At 72.7% G+C, this 17,580-nt stretch carries 14 protein-coding genes and 1 riboswitch; of the genes, 8 read left to right on the forward strand and 6 right to left on the reverse strand.

Translation table 11 applies throughout. The annotated features are described in order from the left end of the window. Window positions 1–129 precede the first annotated feature (129 nt). Window positions 130–306: riboswitch (M-box (ykoK) riboswitch) on the forward strand. A gap of 359 nt (window positions 307–665) precedes the next feature. The 3 genes from ACWC9T_RS31905 (at window position 666) to ACWC9T_RS31915 (ending at window position 3,894) form a co-directional block, all read left to right on the forward strand. Further along, a complete protein-coding gene (locus ACWC9T_RS31905; protein WP_449824531.1) occupies window positions 666–2,333 on the forward strand; it encodes an NRAMP family divalent metal transporter in 1,668 nt (555 codons plus the stop codon). 103 nt (window positions 2,334–2,436) lie between these two features. Beyond that, the gene (locus tag ACWC9T_RS31910; RefSeq protein ID WP_449824532.1) at window positions 2,437–3,171 is read left to right on the forward strand and encodes an MgtC/SapB family protein; all 735 of its coding nucleotides are present in this window, start codon (window positions 2,437–2,439) and stop codon (window positions 3,169–3,171) included. 45 nt (window positions 3,172–3,216) lie between these two features. After that, a complete protein-coding gene (locus ACWC9T_RS31915) occupies window positions 3,217–3,894 on the forward strand; it encodes a YoaK family protein (protein WP_449824533.1) in 678 nt (225 codons plus the stop codon). A gap of 64 nt (window positions 3,895–3,958) precedes the next feature. Here ACWC9T_RS31915 and ACWC9T_RS31920 read toward each other — a convergent pair whose 3' ends face one another. After that, a complete protein-coding gene (locus ACWC9T_RS31920; protein ID WP_449824534.1) occupies window positions 3,959–4,615 on the reverse strand; it encodes an Rv1733c family protein in 657 nt (218 codons plus the stop codon). A 375-nt stretch (window positions 4,616–4,990) separates the two neighbouring features. Between ACWC9T_RS31920 and ACWC9T_RS31925 the strand changes: the two genes are divergently transcribed. Genes ACWC9T_RS31925 through ACWC9T_RS31935 form a run of 3 tightly spaced genes read left to right on the forward strand, consistent with a single transcriptional unit; the run spans window position 4,991 to window position 8,429 of the window. Next, window positions 4,991–5,515, forward strand: coding sequence for a PadR family transcriptional regulator (locus tag ACWC9T_RS31925; protein WP_355669231.1), 525 nt, complete (start codon window positions 4,991–4,993; stop codon window positions 5,513–5,515). Then, on the forward strand, window positions 5,512–6,198 hold the full coding sequence (locus ACWC9T_RS31930; protein WP_449824535.1) for an ABC transporter ATP-binding protein: 687 nt from the start codon (window positions 5,512–5,514) through the stop codon (window positions 6,196–6,198). Before ACWC9T_RS31925 ends, ACWC9T_RS31930 begins: the two co-directional genes overlap by 4 nt. After that, the gene (locus ACWC9T_RS31935) at window positions 6,195–8,429 is read left to right on the forward strand and encodes an FtsX-like permease family protein (protein WP_449824536.1); all 2,235 of its coding nucleotides are present in this window, start codon (window positions 6,195–6,197) and stop codon (window positions 8,427–8,429) included. Before ACWC9T_RS31930 ends, ACWC9T_RS31935 begins: the two co-directional genes overlap by 4 nt. Before the next feature lie 62 nt (window positions 8,430–8,491). Here ACWC9T_RS31935 and ACWC9T_RS31940 read toward each other — a convergent pair whose 3' ends face one another. Continuing rightward, window positions 8,492–8,956 (reverse strand): nucleotide triphosphate diphosphatase NUDT15, encoded by a 465-nt coding sequence (locus tag ACWC9T_RS31940; protein ID WP_449824537.1) that lies wholly within the window; start codon window positions 8,954–8,956, stop codon window positions 8,492–8,494. A 21-nt stretch (window positions 8,957–8,977) separates the two neighbouring features. Then, window positions 8,978–10,429 carry an SDR family NAD(P)-dependent oxidoreductase gene (locus ACWC9T_RS31945; protein ID WP_449824544.1) on the reverse strand — a complete coding sequence of 484 codons (1,452 nt, stop codon included), beginning with the start codon at window positions 10,427–10,429 and terminating at the stop codon, window positions 8,978–8,980. Between the two features lie 363 nt (window positions 10,430–10,792). Between ACWC9T_RS31945 and ACWC9T_RS31950 the strand changes: the two genes are divergently transcribed. Next, window positions 10,793–12,232, forward strand: coding sequence for a GuaB1 family IMP dehydrogenase-related protein (locus ACWC9T_RS31950; protein ID WP_449824538.1), 1,440 nt, complete (start codon window positions 10,793–10,795; stop codon window positions 12,230–12,232). Here ACWC9T_RS31950 and ACWC9T_RS31955 read toward each other — a convergent pair. Both ACWC9T_RS31955 and ACWC9T_RS31960 read right to left on the reverse strand, forming a co-directional pair. Further along, a complete protein-coding gene (locus ACWC9T_RS31955) occupies window positions 12,193–13,026 on the reverse strand; it encodes a DUF5995 family protein (protein WP_449824539.1) in 834 nt (277 codons plus the stop codon). The genes ACWC9T_RS31950 and ACWC9T_RS31955 overlap by 40 nt on opposite strands. Window positions 13,027–13,210: 184 nt before the next feature. After that, entirely contained in the window at window positions 13,211–14,302 is a 1,092-nt protein-coding gene (locus ACWC9T_RS31960; RefSeq protein WP_449824540.1) for a PP2C family protein-serine/threonine phosphatase, read from the reverse strand. A 116-nt stretch (window positions 14,303–14,418) separates the two neighbouring features. On the opposite strand from ACWC9T_RS31960, the gene ACWC9T_RS31965 reads away from it, so the two are divergent. Beyond that, window positions 14,419–15,369 carry an RluA family pseudouridine synthase gene (locus tag ACWC9T_RS31965; protein ID WP_449824541.1) on the forward strand — a complete coding sequence of 317 codons (951 nt, stop codon included), beginning with the start codon at window positions 14,419–14,421 and terminating at the stop codon, window positions 15,367–15,369. Between the two features lie 189 nt (window positions 15,370–15,558). Here the strand turns inward: ACWC9T_RS31965 and ACWC9T_RS31970 are convergent, their stop codons facing one another. After that, on the reverse strand, window positions 15,559–17,214 hold the full coding sequence (locus ACWC9T_RS31970; protein ID WP_449824542.1) for a multicopper oxidase family protein: 1,656 nt from the start codon (window positions 17,212–17,214) through the stop codon (window positions 15,559–15,561). Window positions 17,215–17,580: the final 366 nt, after the last annotated feature.

Raw genomic sequence — 17,580 nt, forward strand, 5'->3', positions numbered from 1 at the left:
TGAACTATATATGCCGAGCGCGAGAGAGTGGAGCGGTCGGGTTCGGTCAAGGTTCTACAAAGGTGTCGAAGATCGGCCGAAAAGGTGAGAGGGGCCGGTCGGGCGGGTCTATGCTTTGGGAGGTTTGAAAAGGCACCTCGTTCGGTGAGGCGTCTTCACGGACACAGGCCACTGACCCGACGACGTCGAGAGACGCCCAGGTTCAGGACAGGTCTTCCCGACTTAAGGGTTGACCCCAAGTGGCTTCCGGTCGGACAGGCTGGACACGCCGTGGAGTGCCAAAGCTCTGACGAGTTGGGGTGTACCGGTCCATCTCGACCGGTGTGCTCCTTGCCGTGTCGTGATGCGGCGCACAGGTGGTGCGCCCCCGGCCGGGAGGAGGTGAGAGACATGGACTGCCCTAGTCCGGGCCATAGTTGCCCCTATCCCCGCATGCTCTCGAACACCTCCGGCACGCGGTAACAACCTTCCCTGCGCGTTCACCCGGCGCTTGGTCCTGAGTTCAACCATGCATCGACGCCAGCCGCCTGACGCATCGTCATGTCACCACACGGCCACCGCCGCCCAGCGCCGCCGTGCGGAGACGATGCCGTGCGCCCGCAGGGAGGATCGCTGCTGCGTGCCCCCTGACGCCCCCTCAAGGTAGGGGGCAGGGAGGCCCCGCCATGACCAACGTGACGCTGGACCCGAAGGTTTCCACGGTCCCCGCCGCTTCCACCGCCACCCGCTCCGCCGTCCTGGACGACGCCCACGTCGGCGACATCAAGGGAGCGCTCGGCACCATCCGGCTCGACGACACCACCCCCCGCCACGGCCTCTCCGCCCGGCTCAAGACCCTGTTGGCGATCATCGGCCCCGGCCTGATCGTGATGGTCGGCGACAACGACGCGGGCGCCTTCTCCACCTACGGCCAGGCCGGGCAGAACTACGGCACCCAACTGCTGTGGACCCTGCTGATGCTGGTCCCGGTGCTCTACGTCAACCAGGAGATGGTGCTGCGCCTGGGCGCCGTCACCGGCGTGGGCCACGCCCGCCTGATCCTGGAGCGCTTCGGCAGGTTCTGGGGCGCGTTCAGCGTCATCGACCTGTTCCTGCTGAACGCGCTGACCCTGGTCACCGAGTTCATCGGCGTCACGCTGGCCGCCGGGTACCTGGGGCTGCCGAAGGTGGTCTCGGTGGTGCTGGCGGCGGCGATCATCATCGCCTCGGCCTTCACCGGCTCCTTCCAGCGCTTCGAGCGCGTCGCCGTGACCCTGTGCGCCGGCTCGCTGCTGCTGGTGCCGATCTACTTCATGGCCCACCCCAGGACCTCGCAGATGGCACACGACTTCGTGACGCCCACTCTGCCCGGCGGCTCCGGCCAGCTCGCGGCCGTCATGATGGTCATCATCTCGATCGTCGGCACCACCGTCGCCCCCTGGCAGCTGTTCTTCCAGCAGTCGTACGTCATCGACAAGCGGATCACTCCGCGTTTCATGAAGTACGAGAAGGTCGACCTGTGGATCGGGATCGTCGTGGTCATCGTCGGCGCGGCCGCGCTGATCGGCCTCACGGCGGCGGCCTTCGCCGGCACCGACGGCTTCGGCCAGTTCTCCGACGCGGCCGCCCTGGCCAAGGGCATCGAGGACAAGGCCGGTCGCCTGGCGGGCGTGCTGTTCGCGATCGCGCTGCTGGACGCCTCGATCATCGGCGCCTTCGCGGTCTCGCTCTCCACCGCGTACGCGATCGGCGACGTCTTCGGGATCAAGCACTCGCTGCACCGCGGGGTCAAGGGCGCCAAGGGCTTCTACGCGGTGTACGCCGGCCTGGTGGCGTTCGCCGCCGCGATCACCCTGTTGTCCAACGGCTACACCCAGGGCCTGATCACCCAGTTCGTCCAAGTGCTGGCCGGGGTACTGCTGCCCTCCGCCACGGTCTTCCTGCTGCTGCTCTGCAACGACAGGGCCGTGCTCGGCCCCTGGGTCAACGGCCCCAGGACCAACGCCTTCACCTCGGCGGTGGTCGGTGTCCTGGTGATGCTGTCCATGATCCTCACCGCGGCGGTGGTCTGGCCGGACATCAGCTCGGACGCGATCCTGTGGATCATGGCCGGCTGCGGCGTGGCGGGCGTCCTGGTCGCCGGGTACTTCTCCATTTTCGGCCGCCGGGGCACCAAGGAGGACCCGGTCGACCGCACCGGCCGCGAGAACTGGCGGATGCCCCCGCTGGAAACCCTCGGCAAGCCGGTGATGTCCACCGCGCGCAAGGTCGGCATGGGCGCCCTGCGGACCTACCTGCTGATCGCGATGGTCATGGTCATCATCAAGATCGTCCAGACCGCCCTCGGCCACTGAGCCGTCGATCGCAGCCCCCGCGGACGGGTGGTGGGCAGCCGCTCGCCACCCGTCCGTCCCATTTCCCCGTGTTCCCCGCGTTCCCTCCGAAGGAGGTGCCGTCGTGCACACCCTGACCACCGTCGAGTTCCTGGTCCGGCTCGCCACCGGCGTCGCCTGCGGCGCCCTGATCGGCGTAGAGCGCCAGTGGCGGGCCCGGATGGCCGGCCTGCGCACCAACGCCCTGGTCGCCGCCGGCGCCACCCTGTTCGTGCTCTACAGCGAGGCAGTCGGCGACACCGGCAGCCCCACCCGGGTCGCCTCGTACGTCGTCTCCGGCATCGGCTTCCTCGGCGGTGGCGTCATCCTGCGCGACGGTGCCGGTGTGCGCGGCCTCAACACCGCCGCCACGCTGTGGTGTTCGGCCGCCGTCGGGGTACTGGCCGCCTCCGGCAAGCTGCAGCTCGCCGTCCTCGGCACCCTCGCCGTGCTCGCCGTCCACCTGGTGCTGCGCCCGGCCGGCCGACTGCTCGACCGGGCCCCGCAGTCCGGCAGCGACCCGGACTCCACCTGCCGGGCCGTCGTCCACCTGGAGTGCGACCGGAAGGCCGAGACCCACATCCGCGCCCTGCTGCTCCAGGCCCTGGCCGCCTCCGGCCTCGCCCCCACCGGCCTGCGCGCCCGCCGCTCCGACCAGGGCGACGCCGCCAACCTGCGGGCCACCGTGGCGGTCACCGGGCAGGTGACCCCGGCCCTGGAGCAGGTCGTCACCCGGTTGTCGCTGGAGCCCGGCGTACGGGACCTGCACTGGCACCTGGACGAGGATTCGGAGGAGCCCGGCAGCCCGGCGCTGGCCTGAGGAAGTAGAACGGAAGGACCGTCACTCATGCCGCCGGGAGGCCCGATGCTGAAACCCGACCCCGAGCACGGGCCGCTGGTGCCGATGCTGCTGGTGCTGACCGTGGTCACCGGGGTGGTGGACGCGGTCAGCTACCTCGAACTCGGTCACGTCTTCGTCGCCAACATGACCGGCAACGTGGTCTTCCTCGGCTTCGCACTGGCCGGCGCGGCGAACCTCTCCGCCACCGCCTCACTGGCCGCCCTCGCCGCCTTCCTGCTCGGCGCTCTGGCGGGCGGCCACCTCTCCCGGCACCTGCCCGGGCACCGCGGCCACCTGCTGACCGTTGCCGTCGTCGCCCAGACGGTGCTCGTAGCCGTGAGCACCGCCGTGGCGGCCGTGGTCGGCCACGGCTCCGCACCCACCCGCTACACCCTGATCGGTCTGCTCGCCCTCGCGATGGGCGGCCAGAACGCGGTGGTCCGCTCCCTCAAGGTCCCCGACCTCACCACCACCGTGCTCACCATGACCATCACCGCCCTCGCCGCCGACCGCACCGGCCTGCGCCGTCTCGCCTCCGTCGTCTGGATGTTCGCCGGCGCCCTGGTCGGCGCCCTCCTGGTCCTCCACGCCAACGTCCCCACCGCCCTGGCCCTGGCGCTCGTCCTGCTGGTCGCGGTCGCCGCCCTCACCCACCACGCCGCCAAACCCACCCCGGCACCGGCCTGGACGGAGCGCCTCTGACCCGGAACGCCCCTGCGCCCCATCGCCGCCCGGTGAGGGGACACAGGGGCGTTGCTCGCCTGGGTCAATCCTCCCGGCGGTGCCCCGCGCGGCCGCTCCAGAGCGGCTCCAGGCGGGCCCAGCTCGTGGTCCATACGGCTTCGGCGCGGCGGTCGAGGACGCGCAGGCGCAGTCGGAGGGCCAGGGTGAGCAGCGCCAGCACGGCGAGCAGGGCGCCGGCTCCGGTGCAGGCCGCGGAGACGGCGAGGGCGGCGCGGTTGGCCGGGGGATTGGTGGTGTTGCCCGCGGGGTCGACCCAGATCGGGACGACGGCGCCGGCGACGGCCGTGCGCGGGGCCTCGACGGTGCCGGTGTGCGCGGTGCCCGTGGGGTAGTTCCAGGCGGCCTCGACGTCGATCCGGTTGCTGTAGCCGCCCGCGAACCGGCTGCCGGTGACCGCGCCGTGGTCGGGGATGCCGGCGACCACGGCGTCCACCTGGTGCAGCCGCACCCGGTCGGCCGCGGCCTGCGGCGCCGTCGAGCGGTACAGGAGCAGGGAGCCGATCACGGAGACGGCGACGGCCAGCAGCCCGCCGACGAGCGTGAGCAGCCAGGCGCGGGCGCGGGCGCGGTCGAGCGGGCGGGCCAGTGGTTCGTGCCGAGCGCCGAAGGCCCGCCACAGCTGACGGCCGGTTCGCCGCGGGAGCGACGCGGGCCGGGCGGGACGGGGTTTGCTGGCCACGGTGAGCACTCCTCAGGGACGCGGGCGCGTACAGGGTTTCATCACCCAATCTCCACCCGACGGCCCCCTGTGCACAAGAGTGGTGCGCGCTCGGAGAAATCGCCCGGTGGCCCGCAGGCCCCCACCACCCGGGACGTTCGGCCCTCGGCAGGCGCCGCCCGGCCGGGCAGGCTGGAGTCCGGCCGCGCTCCCCGTGCCTGAGCGCGGCGCCGGCCCGGTCGGACCGTGGGGGTTCCGGGCCGTGGTGCGGAGCAGGGGGCGGTCGTGGGGCCGCCTCCTGTCCGCTCCCGTCAGTCAATTGACGTTTCGCCAGGTCAGCACTGTATTCTTCGCAGCTATACACTCGGTGTATATTCCTGGTGTATGGTCTCGCTCATGAGTGTTCCCTTGACCCTCCTCGGGCTGCTGGAGCGCGAGCCGAGCCACGGCTACGACCTCAAGCGCGACTACGACTCCCTCTTCGGCCGCGGCAAGCCCCTCCCGTACGGCCAGGTCTACGCGACCCTCGGCCGACTGGCCCGCGACGGAAAGGTGGTGGCCGGTGAGGCCGAGCCCGGCGACGGGCCCGAGCGCAAGCGCTACGTCATCACCGACGCCGGGGCGACCGAGTTCGAGACCTGGCTCCAGGAGCCGATCGCGCCCGAACCCAACCTGCAGTCCGTGCTGTTCACCAAGGTGGTGCTGGCCCTGATGCTCGGCCGCGACGCCGAGCAGTACCTGGACACCCAGCGCGCCGCCCACCTGCGCCGGATGCGCGAACTCACCGAACTGCGGCGCACCGGAGCCCTGGTGGACGCCCTGCTCGCCGACCACGGCCTGTTCCACCTGGAGGCCGACCTGCGCTGGATCGACCTCACCGTCGCCCGCCTCGACGCCCTCGCCGCGGAGGTGCGCGCATGACCGCCGTGATCGAGGCCCGAGACATCGCCCTCGCCTTCGGCGAGACGCCCGCGCTGCGCGGGGCGAGCCTGTCCGTCCAGGCTGGCGAGGTGCTCGCCATCATGGGCCCCAGCGGCTCCGGCAAGTCGACGTTACTGCACTGCCTGGCCGGCATCCTGCTGCCCGACGCGGGCGAGGTGCTGTTCAACGGGCAGCGCCTGGACAGCATGAACGAGGCCCAGCGCAGCGCCCTGCGCCGGGAGCAGTTCGGTTTCGTGTTCCAGTTCGGCCAGCTGGTACCGGAGTTGACGGCCGAGGAGAACGTGGCCCTGCCGCTGCTGCTGAACGGCGTGCGCCGGGCCGCGGCGCTGGCCGAGGCCCGGCCGTGGTTCGCCCGGCTCGGCCTGGACGGAACGGAGAGGCGCCGCTCCGGCGAACTGTCCGGCGGTCAGGCACAGCGGGTGGCCCTGGCCCGCGGTCTGGTGGCCCGTCCGCAGGTGCTGTTCGCCGACGAGCCGACCGGCGCGCTGGACTCGCTGACCGGCGAGCAGGTGATGGAGCTGATGGTCACCTCGGCCAAGGAGCAGGGCACCACCGTCATCCTGGTCACCCACGAGCCCCGGGTCGCTGCCTACGCCGACCGCGAGGCGATCGTCCGCGACGGCCGGGCCCGTACGCTCTCCGCCGGATCGGTGGCCCCGTGATCCCCTTCTCGCTCCGACTGGCCGTCAGCGGCGGCCGGGAGGCCCTGGCCCGGCTGCTGATGATCGCGGCGGCCGTCGCGATCGGGGTCGGGCTGCTGCTGTCCACATTCGCCAGCCTCAACGCGATCGACCGCGCCAACCAGCGGCAGCTCTGGATGAACACCGGGGTCAAGGGCGCGACCGCGGCCGCGCCGGCGGACCCGCTCTGGTGGGGTGCCCGGATGGACTACTACCGGGGGAAGACCGTCTTCCGGGCCGACCTCGCCCCGACCGGGCCCACCTCGCCGCTGCCGCCCGGCCTGAGCCGGCTGCCCGCGCCCGGCGAGTACTACGCCTCCCCGGCGCTGGAGAAGCTGCTGCGCGAGACCCCGGCGGTCGAGCTGGGCGACCGCTTCCCGGGGCGGCTGGTCGGCACCCTCGGCGACGACGCGCTGCCCTCCCCGGACACCCTGGCGGTCGTCGTCGGCCGCACCGCGGACGAGGTCAAGGCCCTGCCGAGGGCCACCAGCGTCACCGGCATCGCCACCGCGCTGCCCACCGACTGCGAGCGCGACTGCTACGGCGCGGGCGTGCACGGGGACAGGCTGGTCCTGGTGCTCACCGTGGTGGCCGCCGCGCTGATCTTCCCAGTGTTGATCTTCATCGGCACCGCGACCCGGCTGTCCGCCGCCACCCGCGAGCAGCGCTACGCCGCGATGCGCCTGGTGGGCGCGACTCCGGGTCAGGTGTCGGTGATGTCGGCGGTGGAGTCCACGCTGGCCGCGGTGATCGGTACGGCCGTCGGCTTCGGCCTGTACTTCGCGCTGAAGCCCCTGGTCGCCGACGTGCCCTTCACCGGCGACCGGTTCTTCGCCCAGGAGCTCAGCCTGAGCCTGCCGCAGGCGGCCGGGGTGGTGCTGGGGGTGCCGGTGGCGGCCGCGCTCGCCGCCCGGTTCGCGCTGCGCCGGGTCACCGTCTCGCCGCTCGGGGTCTCCCGGAGGGTCACCCCGAAACCGCCGAGCGCCTGGCGGCTGGTGCCGCTGGTGGCCGGCCTCGGCGAGCTCGGCTACTTCGTCGACAGCCACCCGACGACCACCAACGCGCAGTCGCTGGGGTACCTGAGCGGCTTCGTGCTGGTGATGCTCGGCCTGGTGGTCGCCGGGCCGTGGCTGACCATGGCCGCGGCCCGGACGGTGGCCCGGCGGACCAGCCGACCGGCCTCGCTGATCGCGATGCGCCGTCTGTCGGACGACCCGAGGGCGGGCTTCCGCTCGGTCGCGGGTCTGGTGCTCGCGCTGTTCGTGACCACCGGAACCCTGGCCATCATGAGCACCATCAACGCCAACCAGGACATGCTGAACGGCGCCCCCGAGGTGCGCAAGGCGATCGCGGACGTCCCGTTCGGCAACAAGGAGGACGCGCCCCCGCTGCCCTCGGTGTCCGACCGCGTGCTGGCGCAGGCCCGGGCCGTCCCCGGCTTCCAGGGGATCGCCCTGGTGCACGACAACGCGGCCGGGGTCGGCGCGTACCAGCTGGGCGAGCGACGGATGGTGCCCAGCCTGGTGGGCTGCTCGGAACTCGCGCAGATCCCCGTGGTCGGCCACTGCGCGCCCGGAGCCGCCGTCGCGGCGGTGGATCCTTACGAGCTGGTCGACCTGGTGGAGGCCTCCCAGCACGAGTGGCCGGCCGCACCGATCTCCGCGGAGGAGGTGGCCAAGCTCCCGGTGCGGATGCTCTACGCGACCACCGATGGCTCCGAAGCGGCCAAGGAACAGCTGCGGACCCTGTTCATGAAGGAGTTCCCGACCTCCGAGCCGCGGTTGGCCGAGGACTGGGCCTCCGCCGGGCAGAAGAAGCTCCAGGGCTGGCGGCAGCTTGCGAACGTGGTCCTGCTGACCACCCTTCCGGTCGCCGGGTGCAGCCTCGCGGTGAGCGTGGTGGCCGGACTGTCCGACCGCCGACGGCCGTTCGCGATGCTGCGGCTGACCGGCGCACCGCTGCGGCTGCTGCGCCGGGTGGTCGGACTGGAGAGCGCGCTGCCGCTGCTGGTGGTGTCAGCGCTCGCGATCGGGACGGGCTTCGCCGCGGCGGCGATGTTCCTCAAGGCGCAGATGGACTACGACCTGGTGTCGCCGGGCGCGCCGTACTACGGGCTGACCGGCTTCGGCCTGGCCGCTTCGCTCGGGATCATCGCCTCGACGCTGCCGCTGCTGAAGCGGATCACCGGACCGGAGGCGGCCCGCAACGGCTGATCGCCGCACGGGAGTCGGCCGCCCCATCGTCTGCCATCGTCAGGCGGTGGAGCGGCCGCGCGTCAGCGGCGGGCGACGGTGTAGCCGTGCGTCCCGTCCCGCCGGATGTCGTCCAGCCCGGGCAGCCAGCTGCCGAGCACCAGCGCCGACGGGTAGAACATCGGCTCCGGCAGCTCGTCCACCGCGAAGCGTTCCCAACCGGCGCAGGCGTGCGGCTCGGTGACCACCGCCTCGGCCAGGCTCGGCGGCGCCAGCACGGCGGCGGTCAGCCGGGGCAGGCCGAGCTCGTGGTCCAGGTGCACGGCGAGCACCCGCATCGCGGCCGCCGGCAGCACGATGCCGGTCTCCTCGGCGAGTTCGCGGGCCGCGGTCTGTTCGAAGGACTCGCCGAGGTCGACCTTGCCGCCGGGCAGGCTCCAGGTGGGCGGCTCGCCGGCCGTGGTGCGGCGGCCGATCAGCACCCGGCCGTCCCCGGTGGGCACGATGATCCCGGCGCCGAGCAGCGGTGCGGTTGGTGCTGTGCTCAACTCGCCATCTCCTTCAGCTGGTTACCAGTTGGCGCGCTCGTAGTCCTTGAGGAAGCAGCCGTACAGGTCCTCGCCCGCCTCGCCGCGCACGATCGGGTCGTACACCCGGGCGGCGCCGTCGACGAGGTCCAGTGGGGCGTGGAAGCCCTCGTCGGCGAGGCGCATCTTGTCCGGGTGCGGCCGCTCGTCGGTGATCCAGCCGGTGTCGACGGCGGTCATCAGGATGCCGTCGGCCTGGAACATCTCCTCCGCGCTGGTGCGGGTGAGCATGTTGAGCGCGGCCTTGGCCATGTTGGTGTGGGGGTGGCCGGCGCCCTTGTAGCCGCGCTGGAACACGCCCTCCATCGCGGAGACGTTGACCACGTACTTGCGGCGGGACGCGGAGGCGGCCATCGCCGGGCGCAGCCGGCTGATCAGGATGAACGGCGCGGTGGAGTTGCAGAGTTGGACCTCAAGCAGCTCGACGGGGCCGACCTCGCTGACGGTCTGCACCCAGCTGTTGGTGGGCGCGAGGTCGGGCACCAGGCCGCCGGCGTCGATCGCCGTTCCGGCCTCGATCCGGGCGGGCGTGGCGGAGCCGGTGACCAGCGCGAGCGAGGTGACGTCCTCGGCGGCCATCCGCCGGCCGTCGCCGCTCGCCTGGTGGGGGAGCGCGGGCAGGTCGACACTGCCGCTGTTGAAGCGGCCGATGGTGGTGGCCTGCGGCAGCTCGCCGGCCGGCAGCGGGGCGGACTCGGCGTTGACCAGCTCGCGGTAGGACTCCGGCGGCCGACGGACGGTCTGCGCGGCGTTGTTGATCAGGATGTCCAGCGGGCCGTCGGCGGCGACCTCGTCGGCCAGCGCCATCACCTGGGCCGGGTCGCGCAGGTCGATGCCGATGATCTTGAGCCGGTGGATCCACTCGGCGCTGTCCGGCATCGCCGTGAAGCGGCGGATCGCGTCGTTGGGGAAGCGGGTGGTGATGGTGGTGTGGGCGCCGTCGCGCAGCAGCATCAGCGCGATGTACATCCCGATCTTGGCCCGGCCGCCGGTCAGCAGCGCGCGCTTGCCGGTGAGGTCGGCCCGGGCGTCCCGGCGGGACCGGTTCACGGCCGCGCACCGCTGGCAGAGGTTGTGGTAGAAGGCGTCGACCTCGACGTACCGGCCCTTGCAGATGTAGCAGGAGCGCGGCCGCTCCAGGAAGCCGGCGATCTCGGTGGTGGTGACGGTGGTCAAACCGAAGGCGCCGGCCGTCTCGTCGTCGATCCGGGTGGGCGCGCCGGTGGCGGTCCGGGCGGTCACCTTGCGGTCGTTGGCGGTCTTGCGGGCCCGGGTCTCCTGGCGGCGGCGCTGCTTGAGGGTCCTGAATATGCCGCCGACGGCCTGGCGGACGGTGATCGCGTCCGGGTGGTCGACGTGCAGCTCGTCCAGCTCGGCGAGCACCTCCAGGCACAGCCTCAGCCTCTCGGGGTCGAGGCCGGGACCGTAGTCGATCTCCTCCTCGGTGCCCTCGCCCTGGACCTGACCGACGCCGTGCTGCTCGACGTCCTTCTGCTCGATGCTCACGCCCGCTGCCGCTTTCCCACTCGCCTCGCCGTTACCGCGTGAATGCTACGGGAGCGGTCCGCGCCGGGGCGAAAAGCCGACGTGGGGGCGGGCGCTTGGAGGATCGTCCATGTCTACGCGCGGAGCATTGATCACGGTTTGTGTACAGCACCAGCAATGTTCCCGGAACTGGCATTTGCCCCCACCCTGCCGGAGAATCGAACGCTGGGTGCCGGGCGCCCGAGTGCGCCCCGGCGGCATCGCCGCAACCGCACCCGAGGTGTAATTTCTCCCAGCCAGAGAGCCCATTCCATGCGTTTCCTGAACGACCTCAAGCCCTCGTACGACCTGACGTACGACGACGTCTTCATGGTCCCCAGCCGTTCCGCCGTGGGCTCCCGGCAGGGCGTCGACCTCTCCTCGAACGACGGCACAGGCACCACCATCCCGCTGGTCGTCGCCAACATGACCGCCATCGCCGGCCGCCGGATGGCCGAGACCGTCGCCCGCCGCGGCGGTCTGGTCGCCATCCCGCAGGACATCCCCACCGAGGTGATCGCCGAGGTCGTCTCCTGGGTCAAGCAGCGTCACCTGGTGGTCGACACCCCGATCACCCTCACCCCCGGCGCCACCGTCGCCGAGGCGCTCTCGCTGCTGCCCAAGCGCGCGCACGGCGCCCTCGTGGTGGTCGAGGACGGCAAGCCGGTCGGCGTGGTCACCGAGTCCGACTGCCAGGGCGTGGACCGCTTCACCAGCCTGGCCGACATCATGTCCCGCGAGCTGCTGCTGCTGGACGAGGGCATCGACCCGCGCGCCGCCTTCGACAAGCTCTCCGAGGCGCACCGCAAGCTCGCCCCGGTGGTCGACGCCGAGGGCCGCCTGGTCGGCATCCTCACCCGCAAGGGCGCGCTGCGCGCCACCCTGTACACCCCGGCCGTGGACGCCAACGGCAAGCTGCGGATCGCCGCCACCGTAGGCATCAACGGCGACGTCGCGGGCAAGGCCAAGGCGCTGATCGACGCCGGGGCCGACGTGCTGGTGGTCGACACCGCGCACGGCCACCAGGAGAGCATGATCAACGCGCTGCGCGCGGTGCGCGGCCTGGACCCGCGGATCCCGGTCGTGGCCGGCAACGTGGTCTCCGCCGCCGGTGTCCGCGACCTGGTCGAGGCGGGCGCCGACATCCTCAAGGTCGGCGTCGGACCGGGCGCCATGTGCACCACCCGGATGATGACCGGCGTGGGCCGCCCGCAGTTCTCCGCCGTCCTGGAGTGCGCCGCCGAGGCCCGCCGGCTCGGCAAGCACGTCTGGGCCGACGGCGGCGTGCGCCACCCGCGCGATGTCGCCATGGCGCTGGCCGCCGGTGCCTCCAACGTGATGATCGGCTCCTGGTTCGCCGGGACCTACGAGTCCCCGGGCGACCTGCAGACCGCGGCCGACGGCCGCCAGTACAAGGAGAGCTTCGGCATGGCCTCGGCCCGGGCCGTGAGCAACCGCACCGCCCAGGACTCCACCTACGACCGGGCCCGCAAGGCGCTGTTCGAGGAGGGCATCTCGCACTCCCGGATGTTCCTCGACCCGGCCCGCCCGGGCGTGGAGGACCTGATCGACTCGATCGTGGCCGGCGTGCGCAGCTCCTGCACCTACGCGGGCGCCAACACCCTGGAGGAGTTCCACGAGAAGGCGATCGTGGGCGTCCAGAGCGCGGCCGGCTACGCCGAGGGCAAGCCGCTGCACTCCAGCTGGGCCTGATCGCCCGCGTCCGTCCCGCCGTCCGGCCGGTTCCTCGCCTCGGGGAGCCGGCCGGCGGCCGTTGACGGTCCGTGGTGCAGCGTCTCGTGGTGCGGGCCGAGGGGGAGCAGCAGCGCGTGGCCGAGCAGCCCGACCGAGCCGTCCAGCGCGGCGGCGAAGGCGTGCGCGACACCCGGCACCCGGCGCAGCTCCCACAGCGCCCGGACGGCGGACCAGGCCGCCTCGCGTGCGGCGTCCACCGACCAGGCGCCGAGCAGGTGGGCGAGCGGCTCGACCCGCGCCGGCAGGTCGGGCTCGGGCAGCAGCTGCTCCCGGACGGCGGCCTCCACCTCCGCCAGCACACCGTTGACCCGGTGGTAGTCGTCCTCGACGTCGTCCGGCTCGCGCCCGAGCCGGTGGCAGGTGTCGACGACGGCCAGCGGCAGGTCGTGCTGGATGTGGGCGTTCATCCCGGCCAGCGCGAACTGCAGCGGGTGCACACCCGGGTGGGCGCGCAGCGCGAAGAGCGGCCGCCAGCAGGCGGGCGGCTCCCGCCCGGCCGCGTCGGCGGCCACGGCCAGCAGGTACCGCCCCGCGAACACCACGTCCAGCTCGGCCACCGCCGCCGGATCGGCGAAGCACGGGCCGCCGAGCCGTTTCCGGACGGCCTCCGTGACGGTGAGGTAGGCGCGGTTGAACACCGCCACCCCATCGTCCGGCGGCAGGTCCGCCCCGATCTCCCTCAGCCGGCCGACCACGTCGTCGACCATGACTACCGGACCGTCCACCGTGCCGTCCGCCGCCGCACCGGGCATGGGCCACCCTCCGATGTCGATCGTGCACCATCGCATCATCGTGGCAGCGCCGTCGGCGGCCCGGTGCGCGCGGCGCGCAGCCGACGCCTGTTCAGCCCAGCTCGTACTCCAGGACGTAGGTGTGCGCGCCGTGAGCAGAGCCTTGCACACACCACTGACACTGACGGCGCCCGCGGTGCGCCGGTCACGGCTCCCAGCGGAGCGCGAGCAGCGCCGCGTCGTCTGCCAGCCCGGCGGGGCCGACCCAGCCGTCGACGTCCGCGAGCAGGGCGCCCAGCAGGTCCGCCGGGTGCCCCGCGGGCAGGCCGGGCAGACGTTCCGCCAGCGGGTAGAACCGGCCCTCGGCGTTCCGGGCCTCGGACACGCCGTCAGTGTGCAGGAGCAGCAGGTCGCCGGGCCGCGGCTCGAAGCGGCCCGCCGGGTAGCCGCCGCCGGTCAGCCCGAGCAGGCCCAGCGGCGGCGCCGGGAACGGCGGCTCCAGGTCGCTCACCCCGCCCGCGCGGCGCAGCAGCGGGTTCGGATGGCCGCAGTTCACGATCGTCACCGACCCCCGGCCCGGTGGCACGTCCAGCAGCAGCGCGGTGGCGAACCGCCCGTCCTCCGACCGCGCGGTGAGCGCCGCGTCCAGCCGCTCCGCGAGCCGGGAGAGGTCGGGCTCGGTCCGCGCCGCCTCCCGGAACACGCCCAGCACGTCCGCCGCCGTCTCCACCGCCGGCAGCCCGTGCCCCTGCACGTCGCCGAGCAGGATCCGCACGCCGAAGCGGGTCTCGACGACGGCGTACAGGTCCCCGCCGATCCGTGCCTCGGCCGCCGCGGCGACGTACCGCACGGCCACACGCAGCCGCCCGATCCGCTCCGGCGGAGGGCGCAGCAGGGCCCGCTGCGCCGCTTCGGCCACCGTCCGGACCTGGAACAGCTCCCGTTCCCGGGCCGCCACCAGGACGACGTTGGCGGCGCTGGCCAGCGTCGCGGCGAGCACCGTGATCAGCGCGGTGACGTGCACCTCGGTCGGCAGATCGGTGTTGGTGGACTCCAGCAGCCCGACCGTGAGGACGGCGATCGCCCCGGCGATCAGCGGCACCCGGGCCGTCCGGGTGGTCGCTCCGGCCAGTACCGGCGCCACCGCGAGGACGGGGGAGAGCGTCGTGCCAGGGCCGGTCACCAGATCGGCCACGACGGCGCCGACCAGCAGCACGAAGGAGACGTACAGCAGCAGCCGGGTGCATCGCGGCAGGTGCGGCGGCGGCACACCGGCCGGGCTGTCGTCGGCTGTCACGCGTCCTCCAGGGCTGAGCGGCTGAGCGGGCCTACCGTCCACTCTGCTCTGCGCCCCCCGCAGGCGGCACCTCGGACGAAGACGGCTGGGCGTACCCGACTACTCTGGGCCGCGAGATGAGACGAAAGAGCCGCCGCCCGGCCTCCCCCCTCCCGCAGCGCAACGGCGTGGACCCGGTGCACCTGCGGCTACCGGCCGAGGGTCCCTGGCCGACCGTTCGCGCCCACCTGGTCGAGCGGCTGCCGGCCGTGGCGGCCGAGCGGATCGACGCGGCGTTGCACGGGCGGGAGATCGTCGGCGAGGACGGGCCGGTCGCGCCCGACACGCCGTTCCGGCCCGGCGCTCACCTGTGGTTCTACCGGGACCTGCCGGACGAGGTCCGCGTCCCGTTCGACGTGGAGGTGCTGCACCGGGACGAGCACCTGGTCGTCGTCGACAAGCCGCACTTCCTGGCCACCACCCCGCGCGGCAGGCACGTCGCCGAGACGGCCCTCTCCCGGCTGCGGCACGCCCTCGGCCTGCCCGCGCTCAGCCCCGCCCACCGGCTCGACCGGCTCACCGCCGGCCTGGCCATGTTCGTGGTCAGGCCGGAGGACCGCGGCGCCTACCAGACCCTGTTCCACGACCGGCTGGTCCGCAAGGAGTACCAGGCCGTCGCCCCCTACGACCCGGCGCTGAGCCTGCCGCGCACCGTTCGCAGCCACATCGTCAAGGAACGCGGCGTGATCGCGGCCCGCGAGGTCGACGCCCCGCCGAACAGCGAGAGCCGGATCGACCTGCTCGACCACCGCGACGGCCTCGCCCGCTACCGGCTCCGCCCGCGCACCGGACGCACCCACCAGCTGCGCCTGCACATGTGCGGGCTCGGCGTGCCGATCCTCGGTGACCCGGTCTACCCGGTGGTGCTGCCCGAACCGGCCCCGGACGACTTCCGCCGCCCGCTCCAGCTCCTTGCTTCCGTCGTCGAGTTCACCGACCCGCTGACCGGCCGCGAGTGCCGTTTCGAGAGCCGCCGCACCCTGTCCGCCTGGACCGACCCGGAGGGCTGGGCCCTCGGCGCGTCCTAGGTTCGGCGAACGACGGGCCCCGGCCCGGTGGCCGATCCGCCGCGCGACCCCGCGGCGCGATCGCGGGGGCGTGAACGCAGCACTGCCCACCGCCCCGCACTCCTCGGGGGTCTCGCGGGCCCCGGGTGCCCGCGAGACTGGCTCACCACCGTGATCACAGGCAGTTGAACGCCGAGATCCCCGACCGAGTCAGGCTCGGACGACGACGCGGTGCCCGTGGCGGTGCCGACCGTGCCGACCGTGCCGCCGCCGTCGCCGCCGACCGGTTCCGGACGCCGACGATCCGGACCGGCTGGCTCCGGACCCCGAGGCTTCAGAGGACGAGGCCGAGTCGGCTAAGGCCTCCTCCGAGTCGTGGTCGGAGCCTTCCGGTGCTGCGGGCAGCACGTCGATCCGACCCATCTGGCCGTGCGAGGAGTGCACCATGTGGTGGCAGTGATAGACGTACGCGCCCGGATAGTCGCCCCAGGTCATGGCGATCCGGACGGTCTCGCCCGGATGGATCGGGACGGTGTCCTTCAGCCCGGCCTCGGCCGGGCCGACGGGTTCCCCGTCGCGGTCCAGTACCCGGAACCGCACCAGATGGGTGTGGAAGGAGTGGGGGGCGTGGAAGACCCCGGCCGGCCGGCGGGTGAGGTGGTTGTGGATCGTCCAGATCTCGCTGGTGCCGACGGTGGTCCGCACGTCGGTCCGGTCCGGGTCGTACTTGCGCCCGTTGATCCTGGTGTCCGGGAAGGTCGTCAGCCAGAACTCCCGGTGCACCGTCGCCTTCGGGATCGGCGGCAGGGTGGCCAGGACGTCCGGAATCCGGCTACGGTCCTCGGCCTTCCGGGTGATGTCGAAGCGCAGCACCTCGGGCCGCTCGGACTTCAGCGCGGCCGTGTTCTCCAGCACCACCGATTCGCCGACCGGGTAGCGGGCGAAGTCGACCACGATCTCGGCGCGTTCCGCGCCGGCCAGGGTCAGCTCGTCCAGCTTCACCGGCTCGGCGAGCAGTCCGCCGTCGGAGGCTATCTGGGTGAACGGCTCGCCGTCGGCGAGGCGCAGCGATATGTGGCGGTTGGGTGAGACGTTGAAGACCCGCAGACGGTACTTGCGCGCGGCCACCTCGAAGTAGGGCCGCTCCTTGCCGTTGACCAGCATGTGCGGGCACTCGTACGGGTCCGTGTAGACCAGCCTGCCGTCGGTCTCGATCCGGGCGTCCCGGATCAGAAGCGGGACGTCGAACTCGCCGCTCGGCAGCGGCAGGCTGCTCTCGTGCGGGTCGCTGATCAGGTACGCACCGGCTAGGCCGCGGTAGACGTTCTCGGCCTCCGCCTGGTGCGCATGGTCGTGGTACCAGAGCGAGGCGGCCACCTGTTCGTTGGGGTAGCGGTACTCGCGGGTCTCGCCGGGCTCGACGAGGTCCATCGGCAGGCCGTCGTACCGCGACTGCACATGGCCGCCGTGCAGGTGGACGGAGGTGCGCACGCTCAGGTCGTTGGTCTGCTTGACCACCACCTCCCGGCCCTTGACCGCCCGGATGGTCGGACCGGGGAAGCAGTCGCCGTAGGTCCAGACGGTGGTCTGCAGCCCCTTGACGATCTCCACCTCGGTCTCGGCCATCCGCAGCTGGTACACGTCCGAGGAGTCCGTCCGCGACACCGGACTCAGCACCGGGGGCACCGGCATGGCGTGCGCGAAGGGGACGATCCGGGCGGCCCGTCTCCCGGGCCCCGACCTGGCCGGTGCGGCCGGCAGCGCGGCTGGCGCGACCTGGGCCACGCTCGGTGAGAGGCCCCACGGGAAGAGGGCCACAGGGCCGCCTATGGTGGCGGCCCTGAGGAGGTCTCGTCGGTTCAGCATCCTCGGTTTCTCCGTCCAGGACTCGGCGGTCGGTACGCCGCCAGGCAGGTGGTCGCCGGTCGTGGCTTCCGTCCGCCCTGTCCAGCGGCTGCTGCGCCCACGACGGCGCGCGGCCGGTCATTGCGGAGCGTGGCGTCCGTGCCGCGTTCCGTCACCGCCCGTTGGCTCAGTATCAGCGAGTTCCGCGCGCTCCGCATCGCGACCGCACCTGCCGGGAACCAGGGCGCCCCTCGGGCCGGCCGGCGGCCACCCGGTGCCGGGGCGAGCACCTGGTAACTGCCGTCAGATCGCCCAGCGGCTGGGCTGGGAGACGTCCGCCGCCGGGGTGGAGGGGGTGCGCGCGAAGGCGCGGCGGATGGCCGAGCG

Source organism: Kitasatospora sp. NPDC001159, from assembly GCF_053598235.1.